Raw genomic sequence first — 23,418 nt, 5'->3', positions numbered from 1 at the left:
TGTAAAACTTAAAAAAGGTGCTGTTTTACCCCTTTTAAAAAGTTATCCACATGTGGATAACTTTAGTTTTTTAGTAAAAAATAAAATTATTAAAATAAATTATTTATACTCTTAAAGTTTTGGAGGATTAAGAATGCAATATTTTGATTTAATGAAAAAAGCTTGCGATAGTGTGGGTATGGAATTTAATGAAGACAAATATCAAAAATTTATGCTTTACAAAGATTTATTAAAGGAATGGAATGAAAAAATAAATTTAACGGCAATAACAGAGGATGAAGAGATAGTAAAAAAACATTTTATAGATTGTATAAAAGCTTTTAAAGCAGATGAGTTTAAAAAAGCTAAGACAGTAATAGATGTTGGAACAGGTGCAGGGTTCCCTGGGTTACCTATAGCTATTATGAGAGAAGATGTAGAGGTTACTCTATTAGACTCATTAAATAAGAGAATAAATTTTTTAAATGAAGTTGTAAATAAACTAGGATTAAAAAATGTTAAGACTATACATTCTAGAGCAGAAGATGGTGCAAGAAAAAAAGAGTTAAGAGAAAATTTTGATATTGCTACATCAAGAGCTGTTGCTAATATGTGTGTTCTAAGTGAATTTTGTATTCCATATGTAAAGGTAAATGGGAATTTTATAGCTTTAAAAGGCCCAAATATAACTGAAGAGTTAAATGATTCAAAAAATGCTATTGGTACTTTAGGTGGTAAGCTTAAAGGTATAACTGAGGTTGAAATTGAGGGAACAGACTTAAATCATAACTTAGTAATAGTAGATAAAATAAAAAGTACGCCAAAGACTTTTCCTAGAAAAGCAGGTAATGTAACTAAGAAACCATTAAAATAAATATAATTTTTAAAATACTTTTTAGTTTAAGAAAATATTATAATTGAAAGTTATAAAAGCTTTTAAAAAATAATAAATATATTGACCATAAAAATAGGAATGTTTCACGTGAAACATTCCTATTTTTTCATTTTTTAATCAGAAATAACCAATATCATCTTTTATTATGTAATGTAAAAATATATAATAAAATAGATGTGTTAGAAGGGAGGTGGATGTTCAAGAATAAGATATTCTTGGATGAGTTTAATGAAAACAATTTGTGTTTTTAATCAAAAAGGTGGCGTTGGAAAAACAACAACAAATATAAATATATGTTCTTACTTGGCAATGCAGGGATTTAAGGTTTTAGCTATAGATATAGATCCTCAAGGGAATACTACAAGTGGATTAGGTATAGATAAGAGAAAATTAGACAAGTCTATATATGATTTATTAACTGCTGGTGAAGAGATAGAAACAATAATAATGAAAAGTGAATTAGTTGAAAATCTTTATGTAGTACCAGCAACAATGGAATTAGCAGGTGCTGAGGTAGAAATAATAGATAGAAAAGATAGAGAATATATACTTAAAAATGAAATAAATAAAATTAGAGATAAATTCGATTATATATTTATTGATTGTCCTCCATCTTTAGGAGTTCTAACTATTAATGCTTTAGTTGCATCTCATAGTGTTTTAATACCTATACAAGCAGAATATTATGCTTTAGAAGGGGTAGGACAATTAATAAATACAATAAATTTAGTTAAAAAGTCTTTAAATAAGGATCTTGATATTGAAGGTGTAGTAATGACTATGTATGATTCAAGAACTAATTTAAGTACAGAGGTTTATAAGGAAGTAAAAGAGTACTTTAAGGATAGATTATATGAAACTACTATTCCTAGAAATGTTAGACTAGCTGAAGCTCCGAGTTTTGGATTGCCAATATGTTTATATGATGAAAGATGTAGGGGAGCTAAATCTTATGAAAAACTAACTGAGGAATTCCTAAAAAGACAGGGAGTGAATATATAGATGGCTAAAAAATTTGGTTTAGGAAAAGGATTAGGAGCCTTAATACCAGAAGATAATATTAAGGAAGAAAAAAAAGAAAAAGGTGGAATAATAAATATTGAGCTTAAAGATATAAAAGCTAATAAAAAACAACCTAGGAAGTTTTTTGACAATAATAAATTAAATGAATTAGCTGAGTCTGTAAAGGAACATGGTATAATTCAACCTTTAATATTAAAGAAAGAAGAAAAGGGATATTCAATAATTGCAGGGGAAAGAAGATATAGAGCTGCTAAAATAGCAGAATTAACAGAGGTTCCTGCTTTAATAATGGATATTTCAGATGAAAAACTTCTACAAGTATCTTTAATAGAAAATATTCAAAGAGAAGATTTAAATCCTATAGAAGAAGGATTAGCATATGAAAGACTATTAAAAGAATTTGCTTTAACTCAAGAAGAGCTTTCAAAAACAATGGGAAAATCAAGAACTACAATAACAAATACAATGAGATTATTAAAGTTAGATGATAGAGTTAAAGAGTATGTAATGGAAGGAGTTATTTCAGAAGGACATGGAAGAGCTATTCTACCTTTAGAAAATGAGGCACAATATGAAATAGCTCAAAAAATAATTGATAACTCTCTTTCAGTTAGAGAAACTGAAAAATTAGTTAAAAAGATATTAAATGATGCTGTTGAAGAAAAAACATCAGAAAGAAGAAAACCACTTAATCCATATTACAAAGATGTTAGAGATAGACTTCAGGATCACTTTGGAACTAAAGTTAATTTAAATGCTAATAAGAATAAAGGTAAGATAGAAATAGAATACTATTCAGAAGAAGACTTACAGAGAATACTAGACATTATAAATATTTAAAATGTTTCACGTGAAACATTTTAAAAACACGAAGGGATGATAAACTACATGGAGAATGTACTAAATATACTTACACAATATTCAACTTATATAACAATAGGATTAATAGTATTAGTTTTAATACAGTTCATACTATTAATAGTAGCTTTCAGAAGTTTAAGCAAAGTAGAAAATAAATTTAGAAAAATCATGAGAGGGGTTAATAATAAGAATTTAGAAGAACTTATTAACTCTTACTTAGATAAAGTTGAAGAAGTTAAAAAAGATTCTGAAGAAACATTAGAAACTAATAAAATATTAAAAGCTCAAGTTGAAAAATGTACTCAAAAGGTATCTGTTATAAGATATAAAGCTTTCGAAGATGTTGGAAGTGATTTAAGTTTTTCAGTTGCTTTATTAGATGGAGAAAATAATGGAGTTATTTTAACTGGAATATATGGTAGAGATTATAGTACAACATATGCAAAGCCAATAGATAAAGGAATATCTAGATATGATTTATCAGAAGAAGAATTACATGTTCTAAATGCTGCAATGAATAAATAGGTTTAAGAAGAAATATAGGTTATATTAAAACAACGATTTTTAGTTGATTTTAATATAACCTATTTTTGTGTTAAACAAAATGTTTCACGTGAAACATTTCAATAAATAGGGGGAGTATATAAAAACTATATGAGTATTTATGGAGAATTTTATAAAATATTTTCTAAAGTTGAATCTAATATATTCTTTTTAAATCCTACGGATTTTAATATGCAATGGTGAATTCCATTAGATATAGCATTTGCAAGTAACATTACAGTGTATAATCTAGTATTTTGTAAAACCATAAATTCTAAGGAACCAGAAATATTTACTATTCCAAGTATGCTTAAGTCTCCTACTTCAGGCAAATCCTTATTTAATGCTATTCCAGGTTTAAGAGGTCTCTTTTCAATAAGTACGTGTCCTACATTATCAACAACTCCTAAACAAGCATCAATGGCTATAATAAAAGGTTTTTTATGTTTTGATTTAATTATTTTTACTGTCTCTTTTAAGTTTCCAGCATGGACAGTTTCTTCTAATGTTCCATATATGAAAATATTATTTTTACTTAAAAATTTAATCTTTTCACCAATTAATGGGCCAAGAGCATCTCCTGTGGAGCGATCAGATCCAATGCATATAAAAACAATTGGTCTATTTTCTTTTATAACTGGAGAAAGTTCTCTGCAAAGATAATCCCTAATTTTAAAAGAAGCTTTAGGATCTAAAGAATTTATATAAAAACTTGTACACATTATACCAACCTCCTTACTTGAAATTATTACCAAAAACAAAAAGTCTATACTATAAAACATTAACTTTTTTAAATATATTGAAAAAAATAATTAGAAAGATGCAAAATACTATTCCTAAAAGTCCATTTAATTCTAATCCTATAAAAATACAAATTAATATTAATAAAGGGTGTATTCCTAAAGTGGATGACATTAATTTAGGTTCTAAAAATTGGCGTAATAAAAAAATAAATATATACAATATAAATAATGAAATAGCTGAAAAAATATTTCCTGAGTTATATGAAATAAAAATAAGAGGAAAATAAATTAAGGGCATACCTAATACAGGGAGTAAGTCTAATAAGGCAGCAAGTACACTAAGTAATAGGGCATATTTAATATTTAAAAAGGAAAATCCTAAAAAGGTTAATACAAAAGAAATAAAAATTAAAAATAAATAAGAGAAACAGTATGTCAAAAGCATTTTTTTTATTTCATATAAAATGGTTAAAATTCTATTGCTGTAATTAGAGTTAAGATAATTAGACAAAGTTTTACTAAAGTTAATAGTGTTTAATTCCTTTGATAAAAAATAAGTTGATAGTACAGTAAAAATAAGAAGCATAAAGGTATAAGGTAAATAACTTATTAATAAAAAAACTTTTTGAATTAGTTCAGTTCCAAAGGAAAGAATAAGTACAGTTATTTCTTTAAATGAAGATATTAAAGTATTTTTTATTAAGTTTAAAACTGCATTATCAATAAAGTTTACTTCAATCCAATTTTGTAGTGATATAAAATAATTTTGAAATTCCTTAGAGTTAGTATTTATTATTTCTTGAATATAGTTTGTTAAAGATGAAGATTCATAAGCTAAAGATGTAATAAATAATGTAAATAAAATTATTATTATTAAGAAAAAAATAAATGTACTTATAAAGGAAGCAAGCCCAACATTTAATTTAAATTTTTTTATTAAAAATTGAGTGGGTGTCTTTAGTAGCAATGAAAATATGAATGCTAGTAGAAAGGGTAAAGTATATTTTAATGTATTAAAAAATGTAAAAAATATAAGTGTGTATAAAATAAAAAACACACTTATTTTTTCACTTTTGATTATTAAATTTTTCATAGGTCAGAAGTCTACCTCCTTGAAATTAATTCTTTTATAACCTCAACAAATCTATAGACTTCTTCTATTGTATTAAAGTACCCTAAGCTTATTCTTATGCTTCCAGCTGGATATGAACCAACTGTCTTATGAGCAAGTGGAGTACAATGAATTCCTGTCCTACATGTTATGTTAAATTCACTATCTAACAAGAATCCCGCAAATTCAGGATCTATACCTTCTATATTGAAAGATATTGTTGAAGTTTTCTTTTTGGCATCCATAGAACCATAAATCTTAACTTCTGGAATTTCACATAATAAATCCATAGCTTTTTGGCATAATACTTCTTCTTTTGCTTTTATATTTTCAATGCCTTCTTTTTCTATGAATTTTATTCCCTCTAGAAGCCCTATTATTCCTGGAGTGTTTAAAGTTCCATATTCAAATTTATCAGGCAATTCTTGAGGATGTTCTATTAGTGAGGAATTACTTCCTGTTCCGCCAGAAAAGATATTTTTACATATAGAATTTAATTTATCATCTATAATAAAACCACCTATTCCTTGAGGTCCTAAAAGAGACTTATGACCTGTAAAGGCTAATGCATTTAAATTAAGTTCAGTCATATCAATTGGAATAACCCCTGCTGTTTGAGCAGAATCTAAAATAAAAAAGATATCATTTTCTTTACAAAGCTTCCCTATTTCTTTAATTGGTTGAATTGTTCCAACTAGGTTTGATGCATGAGATAAAATTATAAGCTTTGTGTTATTTTTTATTTTTTCTTTTATCTTTTCAACTGACACTAAACCTTCATTATTACATTGAACTATATCTAGTTCTACATTAGGAAGCTCCTCGCTAATTTTTACTAAAGGTCTTAAGACAGAATTATGTTCCATAGATGTAGTAATTATATGCCAATCAGATTTAATTATTCCTAAAAGTAACATATTTAATGATGTTGTAATATTATTTGTGAAAATAACATTTTCACTTTTAGGAAAATTAAAGAATTTAGCTATTTCATATCTACATTCATAGACAGCTCTACTACTTTGTAGAGCTGTAGATGAGGATCCTCTATTAGCACTTCCGCCTTCAAAACTCATATAATCAAACATAGCTTTTATTACAGAGTCAGGTTTAGGGAAAGTAGTTGCTGCATTATCAAAATATATTTTATTCATAAGCAAAAACCTCACATGAAAATTTTAAATATTCCGTATATAGTAAATCCTAATCCAAGTAAAATCATAAAATATTTTACACTTTTATCAGCCTTACCAGTAAGTTCTTTTTTTACTAGACTTCCACCTTTGGCAGCCATAAAATTTAATAATATAAACCAAGCTAAAGTTGTTATAAACATAGCACTTATGGCTACTAAAAAGAAATGTCTACCTGAAAGTTTCCATATACTCATTATTCCAGCACTTACAGCCATCCATACTGATAAAGTCATAGGGTTTACAAAGGTTATTAAAAAACCATTTATAAAACCATTACCAGTTTTATGACTATCTATAGTTTCAACACATTTTTCGTCTAAACTTTTTTGAGAAGATTTAAATATTAAATTAACTATTATAAGAACTAATCCTGAAATAATCCAAAAGGCACATTCTACATACCTATTTAAATTTAATAATTGGGCTACTCCGAAGTTTATTAATAATATGTACAAATAGTCAGCAGCTATTGCGCCTAATGAAACTTCAAAGCCTTTTTTAAATCCTTTATCTAGAGATTGTGTTGCAGCTTCTATTGCAGCTGGACCTAATGGTATAGAAACTAATAGGCCTGTTACAATTCCAGATAAAATAGCCTTTAAATAGAAAAAAGACATACTCAAACTCCTTTTACAGTTGTTTTTATAAATTTACATAATTATATTATAGTTCAAAATAGAAAAGCTTTCACCCTTATTTTGAAAGTGTTAACTTTTATGATATATACTTATAATATATACTAATAAAACGATATACTTTTTAGGAGGAAAAATAGTATGAAAGACTTTATCATGGTTTTTAATAATACACACGAGGCTATGGAAGGAGAAAGAATACTTAAAGAAAATGGAATATCATTTATAATAATGCCAACTCCAACTTACATAACAAAAAGTTGTGGAATAAGTTCAGCCTTTAATAAAGATCAATTAGAAAAGATAGAAACTTTAGAAATTAAATTTAAAAATATATATTCAATAACCAATAAAGGATTTGAAATATATAAATAATTATTTATTTCAAAATCATAAGGGGTGGTTTAATGTTATTAGATAGTTTGCTTGGAATTAATTTTGAATTTGATCACATTAAGCTTGGGAAAATAAAGATATCTTTATCTACTATTGATTTTCTATTAAAAAAATTTATAACAATATGTGTCATAGTTATTTTTATGATTTTGGTAATTAAAATAGGAAGCAAATTAATAGATAAAGCTGTACAAAAACAAATAGATACAAACTTTAAGTTCTCCTTAGACACAAGAAAGGCAAATACATTGGGAACTTTATTAAAAAGTATTTTGATGTATTCAGTATATTTTATAGGTATAACAACTATATTATCTATTATATTTGGAAATATATCTTGGGCCTTTGCCTCTGTAGGAGGAGTAGCCGTAGGTTTAGGAGCTCAAAGTTTTGTTAAAGATGTAATAAATGGGATATTTATACTTTTTGATAACCAATACAACGTTGGGGATTATGTAACCATAGAAGGTGTAAGTGGAATTGTAGAGGTAATAGGTCTTAGGACAACTGAGCTTAGGGATCAAGATGGTTCTCTTCATATTATTCCAAATGGAATGATAAGAATAGTAACAAATAATTGTAGAGGTGATATGAGAGTTCAGATTGATATTGGAATTTCATATAGCGATGATATAAATAAAGTAATAAACACTATAAACTCAGTTTGTGATACATATAATAAAGAAAATAATGATATAACAGAACCATTAAAGGTTTGGGGAGTTACAGACCTAACAAGTTCTAGTGTTAATCTTAGAATTTGTGGAAAAGTAAAATCCATGAAACTTTGGGAAACAGAAGTAGAGTTAAGAAAGAGAATAAAAATGACTCTTGATAAAAAGAAATATATGAAAGAAATAATTACAGGTTAATTTATATAAATTTTATTTTAGAGGAGGTTATTTAATTTGATAAACAAATTTTATATTGGTGATATAGTTAAAATGAGGAAAGTACATCCTTGTGGAAGTGATGAGTGGGAAGTTATAAGAGTTGGAGCTGATATTAAAATAAAATGTTTAGGATGCTCAAGAATTGTAATGATTCCTAGATCTAAATTCCAAAAGGGAGTAAAAAAGATTATAAAATCAAATGCTCCAGAGGAAGAAATTAATGAATAAAATTTTTAAAAAATAAATTTATAAAAGTTATGTTTACATTAATAAAGAGGGTTGCAATAACCCTCTTTTAATGTTAGAATATTTAATTGTAATCCCTGCTATGCTAGAGCATAGCCGTAGTCCAGAGGGAGGAGGTGTAAATGATGAGAAAATATGAAACTATATTCGTAGCTCACCCATCATTAGACGAGGAAGCTGTTAAAGCTTTAATCGAAAAATTCAAGGGTGTTATAGAAAACGGAAATGGTACAGTTGACAACGTTGATTTCTGGGGTAAGAGAAAATTAGCTTACGAAATCGCTAAAGTTAACGAAGGTTACTATACTTTAATCAACTTCACTGCTAACCCAGAATTACCAAAAGAGTTAGACAGAGTATTCGGAATAACTGACGGAATAATCAGACACATCATCGTTAAAGAAGAGCAATAAGAGGTGGTCGTAAATGAATAAAGTAGTTTTAATTGGTAGACTTACTAAAGATCCAGAGCTTAGATTTGCAGCAGGAAGCGGTACAGCAGTTGCAAGATTTACACTAGCTGTAAATAGACAATTCAAAAAAGATGAAGCTGATTTTATCAGTTGCATAGCTTTTGGAAAAACTGGTGAGACCATAGCTCAATATATTACTAAAGGCAGACAATTGGCTGTTTCAGGAAATATAAGAACTGGAAGTTATGAAGCTCAAGATGGAACTAGAAGATATACTACTGACGTAGTTGTTGAAAGTTTTGACTTTATCGATTCAGGAAATGGCGGAGCAAGAGGAAACTCAGGCTTTGGTTCAGGAAATGATTTCGGTGGTTCTTTCGGTATGCCAGACAATTCATTTAGTGATTCATCATTCAATAGTAATGATGATATGACACCAATTGATGATGGAGACATTCCATTCTAATTCAGATTTTAGGTAAGGAGGGAAATAGTGATGAGTAACGTAAAAAGAGGCGGAAAATTCAGAAGAGCAAGAAAAAAAGTTTGCATATTCTGCGTTGATAAAGCTGAATCAATAGATTACAAAGATGTAGCTAAATTAAAGAAATACATCACAGAAAGAGGTAAAATATTACCAAGAAGAATTTCTGGAACTTGTGCTAAGCATCAAAGACAATTAACAGATGCTATCAAGAGATCAAGAAATATCGCATTATTACCATTCACAACTGAGTAATGGTTGCAAACCCCTGATATTTTCAGGGGTTTTTTTATTATATATTAAATTATTATAATCATTAAAGTTTTTAAATAGTCTTATTAAATGGTTTAAGAAAATTTTATTTGTGTGGTAAGTATATTAAAGTGTATACTTATTAAAACATGTACACTTTAATATAAATGCTACTATAATTTAGAGTTTTTAAGGCTTATCTGAATTAAGTCTCATTTATTGCATAAGACTAAAAAAATAAATAAAATAAAGGTATATAATAAAGGGTATAATTGGGAGGGAAATATGAAAAAAGATAACTTTAATATCATGGGAGATATAAAGATTATTGAAGAAATAAAGGCTCAAATTATCTGCATATTAGGAGAACTATTTACACTTTTAACAAGAGGAAGTAATGTAGCAAAGGATGCCATAGTAAACTGCATAGCATCTTTAATTATTTTATTATACATTTTAGCAGATAAGTTAGGCCATTCTGCAATAGAAGTAGATGAGACAATTAAAAAAAGTTTAAAAATTGGTATAGTTGAAGAAGATAATTTAGAAAAACAAGGAGGTAACTTAACTAAATTATTTAATCATTTAAAAGAAAGAAGATAATTTATTTGGAGGAACATATGGAAGAAAAGAATAAGAGTAAATCTATAGTTGAAGCTGGAATAATGTCAGCAATAACATTTGTACTTATGATGCTTACTAGCTTACCAGGAATAGGTACAATAATAAGCTTTGCTATTCCAATTCCTATAGCTTTATTGTATTTAAAGTATAATCTTAAAACCTCTATTTGTTCTATTGTTATTAGTGGAATTTTGATTGGATTTTTCATGGGGTCTATATATGGAATTCAATTAGCCGTAACAAATGGAATTATAGGTTTGGTTTTAGGAACCTGTGTTAAAAAGAAATTCTCAGGAATAAAATCATTTATATATTTAATTGTAGCAAATACAATTGGTGTATTAATAGAAATAGCATTATTATTTTCAGTATTTACAGGAATTACATTTAATCAATATATAAATGAATTAGTAAATGTTTTTAATGAAGCTGCTAAAATAAGTGAACAAATGATGGGAAGTTCACAGGCCAACAATCAAATGATAGAGCTTATGAAGTCTATGGATGCAAGTTTTATAATTAATATGATACCTATGGTATTAGTTGTGGTTATAATAATGAGAGCATTTTTAAGTTATACTGTTGGAAAGTACATTATTAATAAATTAGGATTTAAATTAAACAGCTTACCACCTTTTTCAAAGTGGTTTTTTAACCCAATATTAATTGCGGCAGTTGTATTAATAAATCTTTTTGTTATGCTTTTAGTAAGCAAGGGATTAATAAGTAATAAGGGCATATATATGCTTACATTAAATTTATTATTTGCTATGCTTATAATTCAAGGATTGGCTGTAGTCTCAAATTTATTAAAGTATAGATATAGATTTAGCAATTTTTTAATAGTTTTTATAAGTATATTAATGGTTACTTCAATACCACAATTATTTGGAATATTAGGATTGATTGATGTATTAATTGATATAAGAGGTGTAGATCCAAATAGTTTAGGAAGTTACATTAAGGAGAAACTAAAAAAGAAAGTGCAATAACTAATATTTATATTTAGTAAGGGGCTGTTAAAATGAAATCAATATTGGAAGATTATAATAAATTTTTAGCTTACTTTGCATTTGTAGTTTTAGCATGCTTAGTATTTTGGAAATTAAACTTTAAAATAGTATCTTTAGTAATAGCTTTTATATATATAATATATTTAATCTATAAAATATCTGACTTTTTAAGAGAAGAAAAGGATGAGGAAGAAAAGATAGATAAATTATATAAAAATGTAGATGAGAAAGTTAAAGACAATATTTTTAATTTGATTTTCCCATTAACTATATTAAATTCTACTGGTGAAATAATATGGTATAACCATAAGTTTAGTAAGCTTATAAATAGTGAAGATTTACTAGAAACGAATTTAGTATCTGTTATAAAAGGTGTTGCTTTAGATAAGATCATTAGAACAGGAAAAGAAAATTCTCAAAATATAAAAATAAAAAGTAATATCTATGAAGTTTATAGTGAGGGTTTAAAATTAGATGAATCAGATAAAAAATATTTTTTAGTATTTTTTAATGATGTTACTTATTTAAAGAAGGCCACAAAAGAAAGTATAATGCTTTTAGAAGTTGATAATTTTAGTGAAGTTTTAAAAACAATAGATGATGACAAAAAACCATTACTTATAGCAGAAATAGAAAGAACAATAAATAACTATGGAAATTCACTAAATGCCATGATAAAAAAATATGATAATAGTAAATATATTTTATCAGTAGACGATGCTATTATTGGCAAGGAAATTTCTAAAAAGTTTGATATACTAGATACTATAAGAGAAATTAACTTAGGAAATGAAATAGAAGTAACCTTAAGCATAGGTGTTGGAAGAGGTGGAGAAACTCCTGCACAAAACCAAGATGATGCCACAAAGGCTAAGGAATTAGCTTTAGGTAGAGGTGGAGATCAAGCAGTTATTAAATCAGGTAAAAATATTGAGTTCTTTGGAGGAAATGCTAAGGAACTTGAAAAAAGAACAAGAGTTAGAGCTAGGGTTGTAGCCCATGTATTAAAAGAACTTGTCTATGAAAGTAGTACCGTTTATATAATGGGACATAAAAATCCTGATATGGATTGTTTTGGTGCTTCATTTGGTTTAGCTTCAGTAGTGAAGAAGTTAGGAAAAAATGTTAATATAGTATTAGAAAAAGATACTAATGCTATAGAATTTTTCTTAGATAGAGTTAAAGAAAAAGAAGAATATAGTAAACTATTTATATCTACTGAAGAAGCTAAAAAGAATATAGATGACAATACTTTATTAATAATAGTAGATGTTAATAGTGCAAATTATGTATTAGATAGAGAGTTAACAGAACTTATTGAAAGGGTGGTTGTAATAGACCATCACAGAAGAAGTCCTGAGGATATAAAAGGAGCACTATTAAATTATATTGAGGTATATGCTTCATCTACATCAGAACTTGTTACTGAAATGGTTCAGTATATGTTAGATAAGCCTAAATTAAATAGAATTGAAGCAGAAGGTCTTTTAGCTGGAATTTATATAGACACCAAGAATTTCTCTTTTAAAACCGGTGTAAGAACCTTTGAAGCAGCTTCATTTTTAAGAAGATTAGGTGCAGACACAGTAGAAATCAAAAAAATATTTAGTAATAACTTAGAAAATTATATAGCAAAAGCAGAAATAATAAAATCTGCAAAGGTAGAAAATAAAATAGCAATAGCAGTTTGCCCAGAAAATATTACTGATACTGTTGTGGCAGCTCAGGCTGCTGATGAACTTTTAAATATTACTGGAATACAAGCTTCATTTGTATTAATAAAATTAGGTGAAGATGTTGCTATAAGTGCAAGATCTTTAGGGGATATTAATGTTCAAGTGATTCTTGAAGAACTTGGTGGCGGAGGTCATATGACTATGGCTGGCGCTAAGATTAAGGATACCACTATTGACGAGGCTATAGAAAAAATAAAAGAAGCTATTGCAAAAAACTCAAGGGAAGGTGAATAAAATGAAAGTAATATTACTTCAAGACGTTAAAAAATTAGGTAAAAAAGGCGATGTTATAAATGCATCAGATGGATATGCTAGAAACTTTTTATTTCCAAAGAAATTAGCTCAAGAAGCTACTGATAATAATCTTCATATATTAAATAATAAAAAAGAGAACGAAAGAAGACAAAAGTTAGCTGAATTAGAAGCTGCTCAAGCTTTAGCTGCTGATTTAAAAGATAAAGTAATAAAAATAGATGGTAAGGCTGGAGATAATGGAAAATTATTCGGAGCTATAACTAGCAAAGATGTAGCAGGACTTATCAAAAAACAATTTAATGTAGAAGTTGATAAAAAGAAAATTGTTATGGATACAATAAAAATTGCAGGAACTTATAACATAGAAGTTAAACTATATCCAGAAGTTTCAACAAAAATGAAGGTTATGGTTGTTCCTGTTCAATAAGAGGAGGATTCTATTTTGAAATCAATTAAAGAATTAGAGGTTCTACAAGATGTTATGAATAGTGAACTTGGAGTAGAATCTCAAGTTGAAGCACTAAAAGATATAATAAATAATATATTAGACGAAGGTGCATTTAGAGCGAGAGTTATAAGATTTAAAGTACAAAATTATATAAATTCAACTGATCCTTATGAAAGACTTTATGGATTAAGTAAAATTGTTTCTGAAGGAAAGGGTTTAAGTGAAGTTCCAACTGAAGAAACTATAAATGAAGCTTTAGAAGATGTTTGTGCTATGATATCAGATGCTATTGCTAGAAGATATGTCCAAAATAAAATAGAAAAAGAAGTTGAACAATTCTTAATGGAAAAGCAAGAAAAGTATGTTGATGAACTTAGAGTAAACATAATGAAAAAGAAAAAAGGTCCAGAAAATGCTAAGACAGAGAAAAAGCTTGAGGAACTTGAAGAACTAGATGAAAGAGTTCCAAATAAGAATATAATGTCTTTATTAAGACCTGATTCATTTGATGAGGTAGTTGGTCAAGAGAGAGCTGTTAAGTCACTTCTTTCAAAACTAGCTTCACCATATCCTCAACATATAATACTTTATGGACCTCCAGGGGTTGGTAAAACAACAGCTGCTAGAATTGCTTTAGAAACAGCTAAGAAATTAAAATCAACTCCATTTGATGATAGATCAAAATTCATAGAGGTTAATGGTACAACTTTAAGATGGGATCCAAGAGAAATCACAAACCCACTTTTAGGTTCAGTACATGATCCAATATATCAAGGTAGCAAAAGAGACTTAGCTGAAATAGGAGTTCCAGAACCAAAACCAGGTTTAGTTACTGAAGCTCATGGTGGTATATTATTCATAGATGAAATTGGAGAATTAGATGAAATACTTCAAAATAAACTTTTAAAAGTTTTAGAAGATAAGAGAGTTGAATTCTCATCATCTTACTATGATCCAGATGATGAAAATACACCTAAATATATAAAATATCTTTTTGATAAGGGAGCTCCAGCAGACTTTGTTCTAATAGGAGCAACTACTAGAGAACCAGGAGAAATCAATCCTGCTTTACGTTCAAGATGTACAGAGGTTTATTTTGAACCACTATCATCAAGAGATATTGAAAAGATAGTATTAAATGCAGCTAAGAAGCTTAATGTTAAGCTTGAAGAAGGTTTAGAAAAGAAAATAGCTTCTTATACTATAGAAGGTAGAAGAGCTGTAAATATATTAGCAGATGCTTATGGTCATGCCATTTATGGCTTAGAGGGAGAAGTTCCAGAAGACTTAGAAATAACTTCAAAGGATTTAAATGAAGTTGTAAGCATAGGAAGATTTACTCCGTATGAAATACTAGAAAATTTAGAGGAAAAAGAAGTAGGTCATGTTTATGGACTTGGAGTTTCAGGATTCTTAGGCTCAACAATAGAGATTGAAGCCACTGCTTTTAAAGCTAAGAAAAAGGGTGCTGGAAAAATAAGATTCAATGATACTGCTGGTTCAATGGCTAAGGATTCTGTATTTAATGCTGCATCTGTAATAAAAAGGCTAACTGATAAGGATATAAATGACTATGATATACATGTTAACGTAATTGGTGGAGGAAAGATAGATGGACCATCTGCTGGAGCTGCCATTACCATATGTATAATGAGTGCTTTATTAGAAAAGCCAATAAGACAAGACTTAGCTATAACTGGAGAGATTTCTTTAAGAGGAAAGATTAAACCAGTTGGAGGTATATTTGAAAAAATATACGGGGCTAGAAGAAAGGGAATTAAGTTAGTAACTGTTCCTAAAGATAATGAAAATGAAATCCCTAAAGGATTAGAAGATATAGAAGTTAAAGCTATAAGTTCTATAGAAGAGCTTATGGAAATTGCTTTTAATTAAAAATAAAGAACCTAGATTTATTTCTAGGTTTTTTATTTTGTCTTTTAAATTTACCTAGTATAAATAAAACTATAGGTTTTTTACAAGATTTCATGTATTATATATATTGTGATAAAGCATTTTTTCTTGTTATTTTTCTATATATATTGATAAATTTTAATGTATTATATATAGTGGAGTAGTATTTTATTAATTAGTTTTTATAATTAAAAAATTAATTATGTATTATGTCACTAAATTATATTTTTTTGTATAAAGTAATTTATTTGGGATATATTGGATAATAACTGATGAAATTATAATAGAATATTTAATTATAAAAAGTTTAAGAAAAGTTTATAAGGTTTAAAATATCTTATAAACTTTTAATGATATTAGAAAATTATTTTAAGGGAAAGGAGGAAAATTAGGAATAATGGAAGCACCAGTAATGAAGAGTTTGCCACAAAGTATAGAAGCGGAACAATCTGTTTTAGGGGCAATGATAATAGATAGAACAACCATAGCTCAAGCCGCTGAGGTTTTAAACAAGGATTCATTTTATAGAGATGCTCATAAGGTAATATTTCAAAGTATAATAGAAATGTACCAAAGAGATCAAGCTGTAGACCAATTAACTCTTTTAGAGTATTTAAAATCTACTGATAGACTTGAAAAAGCCGGTGGTATAAGTTATGTAACAGAGATAAGTGCATCTGTACTTAGTACAGTTAACATAAAATCATACATAAAAATAGTTGATGAAAAAGCTATGCTTAGAAGACTTATAAAATCTTCTACAGAAATTATAGAGAATTGTTATAACAATCAAGAAGATGTTGAAAAAGTTATAGATTCAGCAGAGAAGAAAATATTTGATTTATCTGAAAAGAGATCATCAAATGATTTTGAACCTTTAAGTGTTGTTCTTGAAAGAGGTTTTGAGCAAATAGAGGCTATATTTAATAATGAAGGAGAACTTACAGGTGTTGGTTCTGGATTTAAAGACTTGGATGAGATGACCTCTGGATTCCAAAAGGGTGATATGGTGCTTATAGCAGCAAGACCATCTATGGGTAAAACAACCTTTGCTCTTAACATAGCAGAACATGCTGCCTTAAGAGAGGGAAAGAGTGTTGTTATATTCTCTTTGGAAATGTCAAAGGAACAGCTTGCATATAAGTTATTATGTTCAGAGGCTAATGTAGATATGTTAAGTCTTAGAACAGGTAAATTAACTCCTGAGGATTGGGACAATATAGCTAGAGCATCAGGCCCACTAGCATCAGCTAAGATATACATAGATGATACTGCTGGGGTTTCTGTAATGGAAATGAGATCTAAGTGTAGAAGATTAAAAATGGAATATGGAATAGATCTTATACTTATAGACTACTTACAACTTATGAGTGGAAGTGGTGAAAGTAGACAACAAGAAGTTGCGGAGATTTCAAGAAATATAAAAGCTATAGCTAAGGAAATGGAATGTCCAGTTATAGCCTTATCTCAGCTTTCTCGTGCTCCAGAGCAAAGAGCAGACCATAGACCTATGTTATCTGACCTTAGAGAATCTGGATCAATAGAGCAGGATGCTGACCTTGTTATGTTCTTATATAGAGATGAGTACTATAACAAGGAAACAGAAGATAAAAATGTTGGAGAATGTATAATAGCTAAGCAGAGAAACGGTCCAGTTGGAACAGTTAAGCTTGCATGGCTTGGTCAATACAGTAAATTTGCAGATTATGAAGCTATTCATAAGGATGTTTAATAAATTTAGGGTGTATCAGAATGCTGATATGCCCTTTAATTTTATTATTGGTAGCTACATATTAAAAGGTATATAATAATTAAAGTATTTATAATTAGATACTAAATAGTTAAAATGACTATTAAGAAATTAAGTTAATAAAATAATTACCATCTGTATTAAAAAGGAGAGGATAATATGAATAAAAAAATTGGATTCATAGGCTGCGGTAACATGGGAAGTGCTATGGTTTTAGGAATATTAAAGTCAGGTATTGTATGCAAAGAAAATATTATTGCATCATGTTCAAGAGAATCAAGTGCAGAAAGAATAAAAAATGAATTAGGAATAAACACAACTCTTGATAACAAAGAAGTTTGTAATAACAGTGACATAATATTTCTTGCGGTAAAGCCATATATGTATGAAAAAGTTATAAAAGAAATAAGAGATTGTGTAGACTTAAATAAGACTATTGTTACTATAGCAGCAGGAATTAATTTAAGTGATGTTGAAAAATGGTTTAAGAAAGAAACAAAAATAGTTAAGACTATGCCAAATACTCCAGCTTTAATAGGAGAAGCAATGAGCGCTATTTGTCCTAATGAATTAGTAAATGAAGAAGAATTAAAAGAAGTTATGGATATATTTAATGCTTTTGGAAAATCAGAAGTGTTAAGTGAGAAAGATTTCCATGGATTTATAGCACTTTGTGGGTCATCACCAGCTTATGTTTATATGTTTATAGAAGCTATGGCAGATGCTGCTGTTAGAGAGGGAATAAGTAGAGATAAGGCTTATAAATTAGCTGCTCAATCAGTATTAGGATCAGCTAAGATGGTTTTAGAAACTGGAGAGCATCCAGCTAAGTTAAAAGACAATGTTTGCTCACCGGGAGGAACAACTATTGAAGCTGTTTTAGAGTTAGAAGAGACTGGATTTAGAAGCTCTGTAATGAGTGCCATGAAAAAATGTTCAAAAAAATCTAAAAAAATGTAATGTTTTTTATTGACAAAAAATAAAAAAACATATATACTTTAATCATGATAATCATTATCAATTAGAGATTGATTATTATTCATGAACTGGATAAAGACAAACAAACACAAACATAACAAACACAAACAAACATAATAAAACTCCTACAAGAACTCCTAGATTTTCTAGGAGTTTTTTTCGTTTAAAATAATAATTTAATTATAAAATTATTATAAAGATGTATTACTAGATTTTTAGAGTCATATAATAGTACAAACAATATTAAGGAGGATTTAAAATGCCAATAGTACATTTCAGAGTTGACGGAAGACTTATTCATGGACAAGTAGCCTTGGCTTGGTCTAAAATGACAAATCCAAATCATATTATAGTTGCCAATGATATGGTTGCTAGTGATCCAAATCAACAAGCAATACTAAAATTAGCTGCTCCAAAGCAAGTAAGAATATCAATGCAGCCAGTTGATAAGGTTATTGCATACTTAAATAGAGGACTAGCTCCAAATGAGAGAGTTTTTCTATTAGTTAAGGATGTGGTAGATGCTAATAGGATTTATGAGGGTGGATTTAAATATATGGACCTTAATATAGGCAATATGACTCATAAACCAAATGCTAAAAAATTAAGTGAAAAACTATTTGTTACAGAAAAAGAGTTTGAAGCATTAAAAAGTTTGCTAGATAAAAATGTTAATTGCTACTTCCAAATGATTCCGACAGACTCAAAGCAAGATATTAGACCGTTAGTAGAGGCTTTTAAAAGTTAATTATTTTAAGGGGATTATACAATTTAATAATTAGGGGGATATGTTTATGCAAGAAATAGGAATTATACAAATTTTACTACTCTCTGTATGGGCTTTCCTAAGCATTAATGAGATGCTAGGTCCTTATCTAGGTTTATGGCATAGGCCGTTAATAGCTGGTTTTGGAGCAGGTCTTATCTTAGGAGATATTCAAACTGGTCTTTTTGTAGGGGCTACTTTAGAAATGATGTCTCTTGGAGTTCACTCATATGGTGGAGCTGTTGTTCCAGACTATACTACTGGTGCTATTTTAGGAGTTACTTTTGGTTATTTAACTGGAAGTTATGAAAGTGGTATTGCACTAGGAGTTCCAATAGCTTTATTAGGATCATACTTAGATGTATTAGCGAGATTATCTACTGGAATTTGTGCTCATAAAGCTGATTCACATGCTGCAAATGGAAACTTAAAAGGAATGTGGAGATGGCATTTATTTGGATCAATTCCATGGGGATTATCAAGAGCAATTCCTGTTTTCGTAGGTGCATTCTTTGGTTCAGAGGTTGCTACTGCATTTATAGAAAAGGTTCCTGTATGGTTAACTAATGGATTCGCTGCTGCAGGACGTGCAATGCCAGCATTAGGGGTTGCAATATTATTAAACTACCTACCAATAACTAAACAATGGTATTTTGCTATTATGGGATTCATATTAGTATGTTTCTTAAATTTACCAATGATCGCAGTTGGTTTAATAGGTCTTATAACTGCTGTTATTTACGTTGAGTTATATCATAAAAATGATGGAGCTAAAGTAAATAATGAGGAAGATTTTGAGCAGATAGGAGGCGAATTCTAATGGAATCTAAAATAACAAAAAAAGATTTATGGCAAGTCTTTTTAAACCATTTATTATTACAAATTTCTTGGTCATATGAAAGAATGCAGGCTTTAGGATTTGCAATTTCTATATCACCAATTTTAAAGAAGGTTTATAAAGATGACCCAGAGGGTATGAAAAAGGCTTTAACTAGACATATGGAATTTTTTAATACTTGTCCTAACTACGGTGCAACCGTTATCTTAGGTATAGTTGCTGCTTTAGAAGAACAAAAAGCTGATCCAGAGCTTATAAGAGGTATTAAAACTGGTATGATGGGGCCTTTAGCAGGTATCGGAGATAGTATGATGTTTGCAATCTTAGGACCATTATTAATATCTATACCAGCATCTATGGCTTTAACTGAAGATTTTACTGGTGCCTTAGTAGCTCTTATAATTACACAAATCATATTCATAAGCTGGAACTTATTTGTTAAGTGGAAACTTATAACTTTAGGTTATCAAAAGGGTGCAGATTTAGCTACAAGCTCAGCTGGCATGATGGATAAGGTTACTTTTGGAGCTGGAATCGTAGGATTAATAGTTGTTGGAGGTATGATTGGTTCAATAATCAATATTACAACTCCAATCCAAGCTAACTTTGGAGGATATGAATTTGTTCTTCAAACAACTTTAGATAGTTTATTCCCTAAACTACTTCCTGTTTTAGCTGTTTTAGGAGTATTCCACTTATTAAGAAATAAAAAGTGGAGCCCAGTCAAAATTGTTATATGTATGTTCATATTATTCACAACTTTAGGTGCTTTAGGAATAGTTGCATAATTTAAATAAGTATATTTTGTTTTGATTTAAGGTGGGCTGTATCAAAGGAGAGTAATAAAGCTTAAAAGAATATTATTAAAATTACTTATTAATATTGTTTATGAGTTTTATTAAAAAGTTATTTTGATACAGTCCATATATTAATAAATAGGTTTTTAGGAGGCAAAGAAGGATGATAGGTGTACTAGTAGCAACTCACGGTGAAATGGCAAAAGGGTTATTTGATGCAATAGATATGATTTGTGGAACCCAAGAGAAATTTAGCATAGTATCTTTAAAAAGAGGACAAGATGCAGAAAGTTTTGGTGAAGAGCTTGGAGAAAAAATAAATGAATTAAATAGTGGTGAGGGAGTGGTGGTTCTTGTAGATTTATTAGGAGCAACTCCAATGAATCAATCAGCCTTAAATTTATATAAATCAGATAAGGTAGAGGTAATAACAGGGGTAAACTTGCCTATGGTTGTTACTGCAACAATGGAGAGAGATTGTTTTAGTGATATAAAAGAATTAGTTGAAAAGATAAAAAATGATGGCAAAGATAGTGTTTGTAGTGTGAGAGAATTATTAAACATATAAGAAAGTGGGGAGACCAATGAAAACTTTTATGATTATTTTATTAGTTCTAGTAGCAGTATTTTTAGTTTGGTATATTGTTAGTTTTAAAGGTGTTAACAAAGATAAAGCTAGGATAATAGAGCAACAGATTAATTTAAAAGTAGGCTCAAATGTTGTTTTAAGTAGTGGTATACATGGAAAGGTTTCAAAGGTTAATAAAGAAACTGTAGAGATTATAATAGACAAAACAAAAAATATTACTATGACTGTAGAAAGGTATTGTGTCTCTAAGGTTTTATAAAATTGAAAATAATTATTTTTAAAGACTCACAGTTTGTATATACTGTGAGTTTATGCTTTATAGAGAAAAACATTGAAAAAAAATAGTAAATATGATAACACTATAAATAGTATTATTAGAATTTAGGGGTGGAAGAATGTTTAAGAGAAGCAGGGGCATAGCCCTGTATCATCAATTAGAAACAGAGCTAATTGATCTTATAAATAGCGGAGAACTTAAGGAAAATGATAAGTTACCATCTGAAAGAGAATTATGTGAGCAATATAATGTTAGTAGAACAACAGCTAGGCAAGCCATTGGAGAATTAGAAAGAAAAGAGTATGTATATAAGGTCCATGGAAAGGGAACTTTTATATCTCCTAAAGTGTATAAACAACAATTATTAAAATTTTATAGTTTTACTGAAGAAATGAAAAAGCTTGGGAAAAATCCATCTTCAAAAATATTATCCTTTGATTTAATAAGAGCTGACAATAAGATTTCTGAAAAATTAAAAGTGGAAGAAAACTCACTGGTATATAAGATAGTAAGACTAAGAATAGCAGATGAAGTTCCAATGATGGTAGAGTGTACTTATTTACCTGAATATAGATTTATTGATTTGAAAGAAAAGATGCTTAAAGAAAAGCCTATGTATGATATATTTAGAGAAGTCTATAATGTTAGTCTAACTAAGGCTAAGGAAAGTTTTAAACCAATATTAATTTCAAAGAGTGATTCAAAATTATTAAATGTGGAAGATGGTACAGCTGCAATGAGAATTGAAAGAGTTACCTTTGAAAATGAAAGAGTTATAGAGTATACAGTAAGTGTTTCAAGAGGAGATAAATTTGAATATACTGTAGTTTTAGAAGAAGATTAATAAAGTAAAGAGACATCAAAAAAATTGATGTCTCTTTTATATATAAAATTAAATAATTAAGCTTTACCATTACTACCACAAAGAAGAATCTTGTGTTCAACTATTTTCTTCATAGCCTCTTTACCTGGAGTCATATATTTTCTTGGGTCATTAGCCTTTGGATTAGCTATGAAATAATCTTTTACTGCATCTGAAAATGGAATCTTTAAGTCTGTAGCAACATTAACCTTGCATATTCCAAGTTCTATAGCTTTTTTAACTAATTCATCTGGAACATCAGATGCACCATGTAAAACTAAAGGTACAGATACCTTTTCTCTAATTTTAACTAATCTATCAAAGTCTAATTTAGGAGTTCCTTTATATAATCCATGAGCAGTTCCAATTGCTATAGCAAGTGAGTCTACACCTGTTCTTTCAACAAATTCTAAAGCTGCATCAGGGTCTGTATATGCTCCTTCATTTTCATCTACCACTAAGTCATCTTCAACTCCAACAAGTTTACCAAGTTCAGCTTCAACAGTAGCGTCATATCTATGAGCAAAGTCTACAACTTCTTTTACCATGTTTACATTGTCTTCAAAGGAAAGATGGGAAGCATCTATCATACAAGATTTAAATCCAGTTATTATATGACTTTTTATAAGCTTTGGATCTTCAAAGTGGTCAAGGTGAATTGCTATTGGAATATCATATTTTTGAGAGGCTACTTCAGCCATAGCTACTATATAATCTGGACCAGCATAATCAATAGTTCCAGGAGTACCTGCGATTATGACAGGAGAGTTAAGCTCAGCGGCAGTCTCAACAACTACTTGAAAAGTTTCTAGATTGTGTATGTTAAAAGCAGGAATAGCATATCCTCCTTTTTGAGCTCTTAAAAGCATATCTTTAGTAGATTTAATTTTATTCATAAAAAACA

At 28.8% G+C, this 23,418-nt stretch carries 28 protein-coding genes; 23 read left to right on the top strand and 5 right to left on the bottom strand.

The window, feature by feature from the left end; translation table 11 throughout:
* The first annotated feature begins 133 nt into the window (after nucleotides 1–133).
* From rsmG to CPF_RS14605, 4 genes are all read left to right on the top strand, one after another.
* On the top strand, nucleotides 134–853 hold the full coding sequence (gene rsmG, locus CPF_RS14620) for a 16S rRNA (guanine(527)-N(7))-methyltransferase RsmG (RefSeq protein WP_003459994.1): 720 nt from the start codon (nucleotides 134–136) through the stop codon (nucleotides 851–853).
* Between the two features lie 249 nt (nucleotides 854–1,102).
* The gene (locus CPF_RS14615; protein WP_003451027.1) at nucleotides 1,103–1,876 is read left to right on the top strand and encodes a ParA family protein; all 774 of its coding nucleotides are present in this window, start codon (nucleotides 1,103–1,105) and stop codon (nucleotides 1,874–1,876) included.
* On the top strand, nucleotides 1,877–2,737 hold the full coding sequence (locus CPF_RS14610) for a ParB/RepB/Spo0J family partition protein (protein ID WP_003451039.1): 861 nt from the start codon (nucleotides 1,877–1,879) through the stop codon (nucleotides 2,735–2,737). It abuts the gene before it with no gap.
* Between the two features lie 48 nt (nucleotides 2,738–2,785).
* On the top strand, nucleotides 2,786–3,283 hold the full coding sequence (locus CPF_RS14605; protein WP_003451034.1) for a DUF4446 family protein: 498 nt from the start codon (nucleotides 2,786–2,788) through the stop codon (nucleotides 3,281–3,283).
* Between the two features lie 149 nt (nucleotides 3,284–3,432).
* Here the strand turns inward: CPF_RS14605 and yyaC are convergent, their stop codons facing one another.
* Genes yyaC through CPF_RS14585 form a run of 4 tightly spaced genes read right to left on the bottom strand, consistent with a single transcriptional unit; the run spans nucleotide 3,433 to nucleotide 6,968 of the window.
* Entirely contained in the window at nucleotides 3,433–4,023 is a 591-nt protein-coding gene (yyaC, locus tag CPF_RS14600) for a spore protease YyaC (protein ID WP_011591194.1), read from the bottom strand.
* A gap of 49 nt (nucleotides 4,024–4,072) precedes the next feature.
* Entirely contained in the window at nucleotides 4,073–5,137 is a 1,065-nt protein-coding gene (ytvI, locus tag CPF_RS14595) for a sporulation integral membrane protein YtvI (RefSeq protein WP_011591193.1), read from the bottom strand.
* A gap of 11 nt (nucleotides 5,138–5,148) precedes the next feature.
* Nucleotides 5,149–6,309, bottom strand: coding sequence for an aminotransferase class V-fold PLP-dependent enzyme (locus tag CPF_RS14590; protein WP_011591192.1), 1,161 nt, complete (start codon nucleotides 6,307–6,309; stop codon nucleotides 5,149–5,151).
* An 11-nt stretch (nucleotides 6,310–6,320) separates the two neighbouring features.
* Entirely contained in the window at nucleotides 6,321–6,968 is a 648-nt protein-coding gene (locus CPF_RS14585) for a LysE family translocator (protein ID WP_003459974.1), read from the bottom strand.
* 159 nt (nucleotides 6,969–7,127) lie between these two features.
* Between CPF_RS14585 and CPF_RS14580 the strand changes: the two genes are divergently transcribed.
* From CPF_RS14580 to CPF_RS14490, 19 genes are all read left to right on the top strand, one after another.
* Nucleotides 7,128–7,361: a DUF3343 domain-containing protein gene (locus CPF_RS14580; protein ID WP_003460020.1), complete on the top strand. Its 234-nt coding sequence runs from the start codon at nucleotides 7,128–7,130 to the stop codon at nucleotides 7,359–7,361.
* 32 nt (nucleotides 7,362–7,393) lie between these two features.
* Entirely contained in the window at nucleotides 7,394–8,254 is an 861-nt protein-coding gene (locus CPF_RS14575) for a mechanosensitive ion channel family protein (protein WP_003466073.1), read from the top strand.
* Nucleotides 8,255–8,290: 36 nt separating this feature from the next.
* Complete coding sequence (locus tag CPF_RS14570; RefSeq protein WP_003459977.1) at nucleotides 8,291–8,503, top strand: DUF951 domain-containing protein; 213 nt, start codon at nucleotides 8,291–8,293, stop codon at nucleotides 8,501–8,503.
* Nucleotides 8,504–8,646: 143 nt separating this feature from the next.
* Nucleotides 8,647–8,934 carry a 30S ribosomal protein S6 gene (gene rpsF / locus CPF_RS14565; protein ID WP_003479405.1) on the top strand — a complete coding sequence of 96 codons (288 nt, stop codon included), beginning with the start codon at nucleotides 8,647–8,649 and terminating at the stop codon, nucleotides 8,932–8,934.
* 13 nt (nucleotides 8,935–8,947) lie between these two features.
* Nucleotides 8,948–9,400 (top strand): single-stranded DNA-binding protein, encoded by a 453-nt coding sequence (locus CPF_RS14560; RefSeq protein ID WP_003451037.1) that lies wholly within the window; start codon nucleotides 8,948–8,950, stop codon nucleotides 9,398–9,400.
* A 30-nt stretch (nucleotides 9,401–9,430) separates the two neighbouring features.
* On the top strand, nucleotides 9,431–9,673 hold the full coding sequence (gene rpsR, locus CPF_RS14555; RefSeq protein ID WP_003451020.1) for a 30S ribosomal protein S18: 243 nt from the start codon (nucleotides 9,431–9,433) through the stop codon (nucleotides 9,671–9,673).
* Nucleotides 9,674–9,955: 282 nt separating this feature from the next.
* Nucleotides 9,956–10,273 carry a MazG-like family protein gene (locus tag CPF_RS14550; protein ID WP_003459975.1) on the top strand — a complete coding sequence of 106 codons (318 nt, stop codon included), beginning with the start codon at nucleotides 9,956–9,958 and terminating at the stop codon, nucleotides 10,271–10,273.
* A gap of 17 nt (nucleotides 10,274–10,290) precedes the next feature.
* Entirely contained in the window at nucleotides 10,291–11,286 is a 996-nt protein-coding gene (locus CPF_RS14545; protein ID WP_011591191.1) for a YybS family protein, read from the top strand.
* 32 nt (nucleotides 11,287–11,318) lie between these two features.
* Nucleotides 11,319–13,277, top strand: coding sequence for a DHH family phosphoesterase (locus CPF_RS14540; protein ID WP_011591190.1), 1,959 nt, complete (start codon nucleotides 11,319–11,321; stop codon nucleotides 13,275–13,277).
* Between the two features lies 1 nt (nucleotide 13,278).
* Entirely contained in the window at nucleotides 13,279–13,725 is a 447-nt protein-coding gene (gene rplI / locus CPF_RS14535) for a 50S ribosomal protein L9 (RefSeq protein ID WP_003451030.1), read from the top strand.
* Nucleotides 13,726–13,740: 15 nt separating this feature from the next.
* Nucleotides 13,741–15,639 carry a Lon family ATP-dependent protease gene (gene lonC / locus CPF_RS14530; protein WP_003459992.1) on the top strand — a complete coding sequence of 633 codons (1,899 nt, stop codon included), beginning with the start codon at nucleotides 13,741–13,743 and terminating at the stop codon, nucleotides 15,637–15,639.
* A 415-nt stretch (nucleotides 15,640–16,054) separates the two neighbouring features.
* Nucleotides 16,055–17,389, top strand: coding sequence for a replicative DNA helicase (locus tag CPF_RS14525; protein ID WP_003451036.1), 1,335 nt, complete (start codon nucleotides 16,055–16,057; stop codon nucleotides 17,387–17,389).
* 177 nt (nucleotides 17,390–17,566) lie between these two features.
* Nucleotides 17,567–18,367 carry a pyrroline-5-carboxylate reductase gene (gene proC / locus CPF_RS14520; protein WP_003459984.1) on the top strand — a complete coding sequence of 267 codons (801 nt, stop codon included), beginning with the start codon at nucleotides 17,567–17,569 and terminating at the stop codon, nucleotides 18,365–18,367.
* Nucleotides 18,368–18,644: 277 nt separating this feature from the next.
* Complete coding sequence (locus CPF_RS14515) at nucleotides 18,645–19,133, top strand: PTS sugar transporter subunit IIB (protein ID WP_003451042.1); 489 nt, start codon at nucleotides 18,645–18,647, stop codon at nucleotides 19,131–19,133.
* A 46-nt stretch (nucleotides 19,134–19,179) separates the two neighbouring features.
* The gene (locus CPF_RS14510) at nucleotides 19,180–19,971 is read left to right on the top strand and encodes a PTS mannose/fructose/sorbose/N-acetylgalactosamine transporter subunit IIC (RefSeq protein WP_003451051.1); all 792 of its coding nucleotides are present in this window, start codon (nucleotides 19,180–19,182) and stop codon (nucleotides 19,969–19,971) included.
* Nucleotides 19,971–20,777, top strand: coding sequence for a PTS system mannose/fructose/sorbose family transporter subunit IID (locus CPF_RS14505; protein WP_003460011.1), 807 nt, complete (start codon nucleotides 19,971–19,973; stop codon nucleotides 20,775–20,777). Before CPF_RS14510 ends, CPF_RS14505 begins: the two co-directional genes overlap by 1 nt.
* A gap of 172 nt (nucleotides 20,778–20,949) precedes the next feature.
* Nucleotides 20,950–21,354, top strand: coding sequence for a PTS sugar transporter subunit IIA (locus CPF_RS14500; protein ID WP_003451031.1), 405 nt, complete (start codon nucleotides 20,950–20,952; stop codon nucleotides 21,352–21,354).
* Nucleotides 21,355–21,370: 16 nt separating this feature from the next.
* Entirely contained in the window at nucleotides 21,371–21,634 is a 264-nt protein-coding gene (locus tag CPF_RS14495) for a preprotein translocase subunit YajC (RefSeq protein ID WP_011010999.1), read from the top strand.
* Nucleotides 21,635–21,770: 136 nt separating this feature from the next.
* On the top strand, nucleotides 21,771–22,496 hold the full coding sequence (locus CPF_RS14490; protein ID WP_003466360.1) for a GntR family transcriptional regulator: 726 nt from the start codon (nucleotides 21,771–21,773) through the stop codon (nucleotides 22,494–22,496).
* 56 nt (nucleotides 22,497–22,552) lie between these two features.
* Here CPF_RS14490 and CPF_RS14485 read toward each other — a convergent pair whose 3' ends face one another.
* Entirely contained in the window at nucleotides 22,553–23,410 is an 858-nt protein-coding gene (locus CPF_RS14485; protein WP_011010998.1) for a tagatose bisphosphate family class II aldolase, read from the bottom strand.
* Nucleotides 23,411–23,418 lie beyond the last annotated feature (8 nt).

It is taken from the genome of Clostridium perfringens ATCC 13124, assembly GCF_000013285.1.
GTDB classification, from domain to species: Bacteria; Bacillota; Clostridia; order Clostridiales; family Clostridiaceae; genus Sarcina; species Sarcina perfringens.
This window is presented reverse-complemented; position numbering and strand designations above follow the sequence as displayed.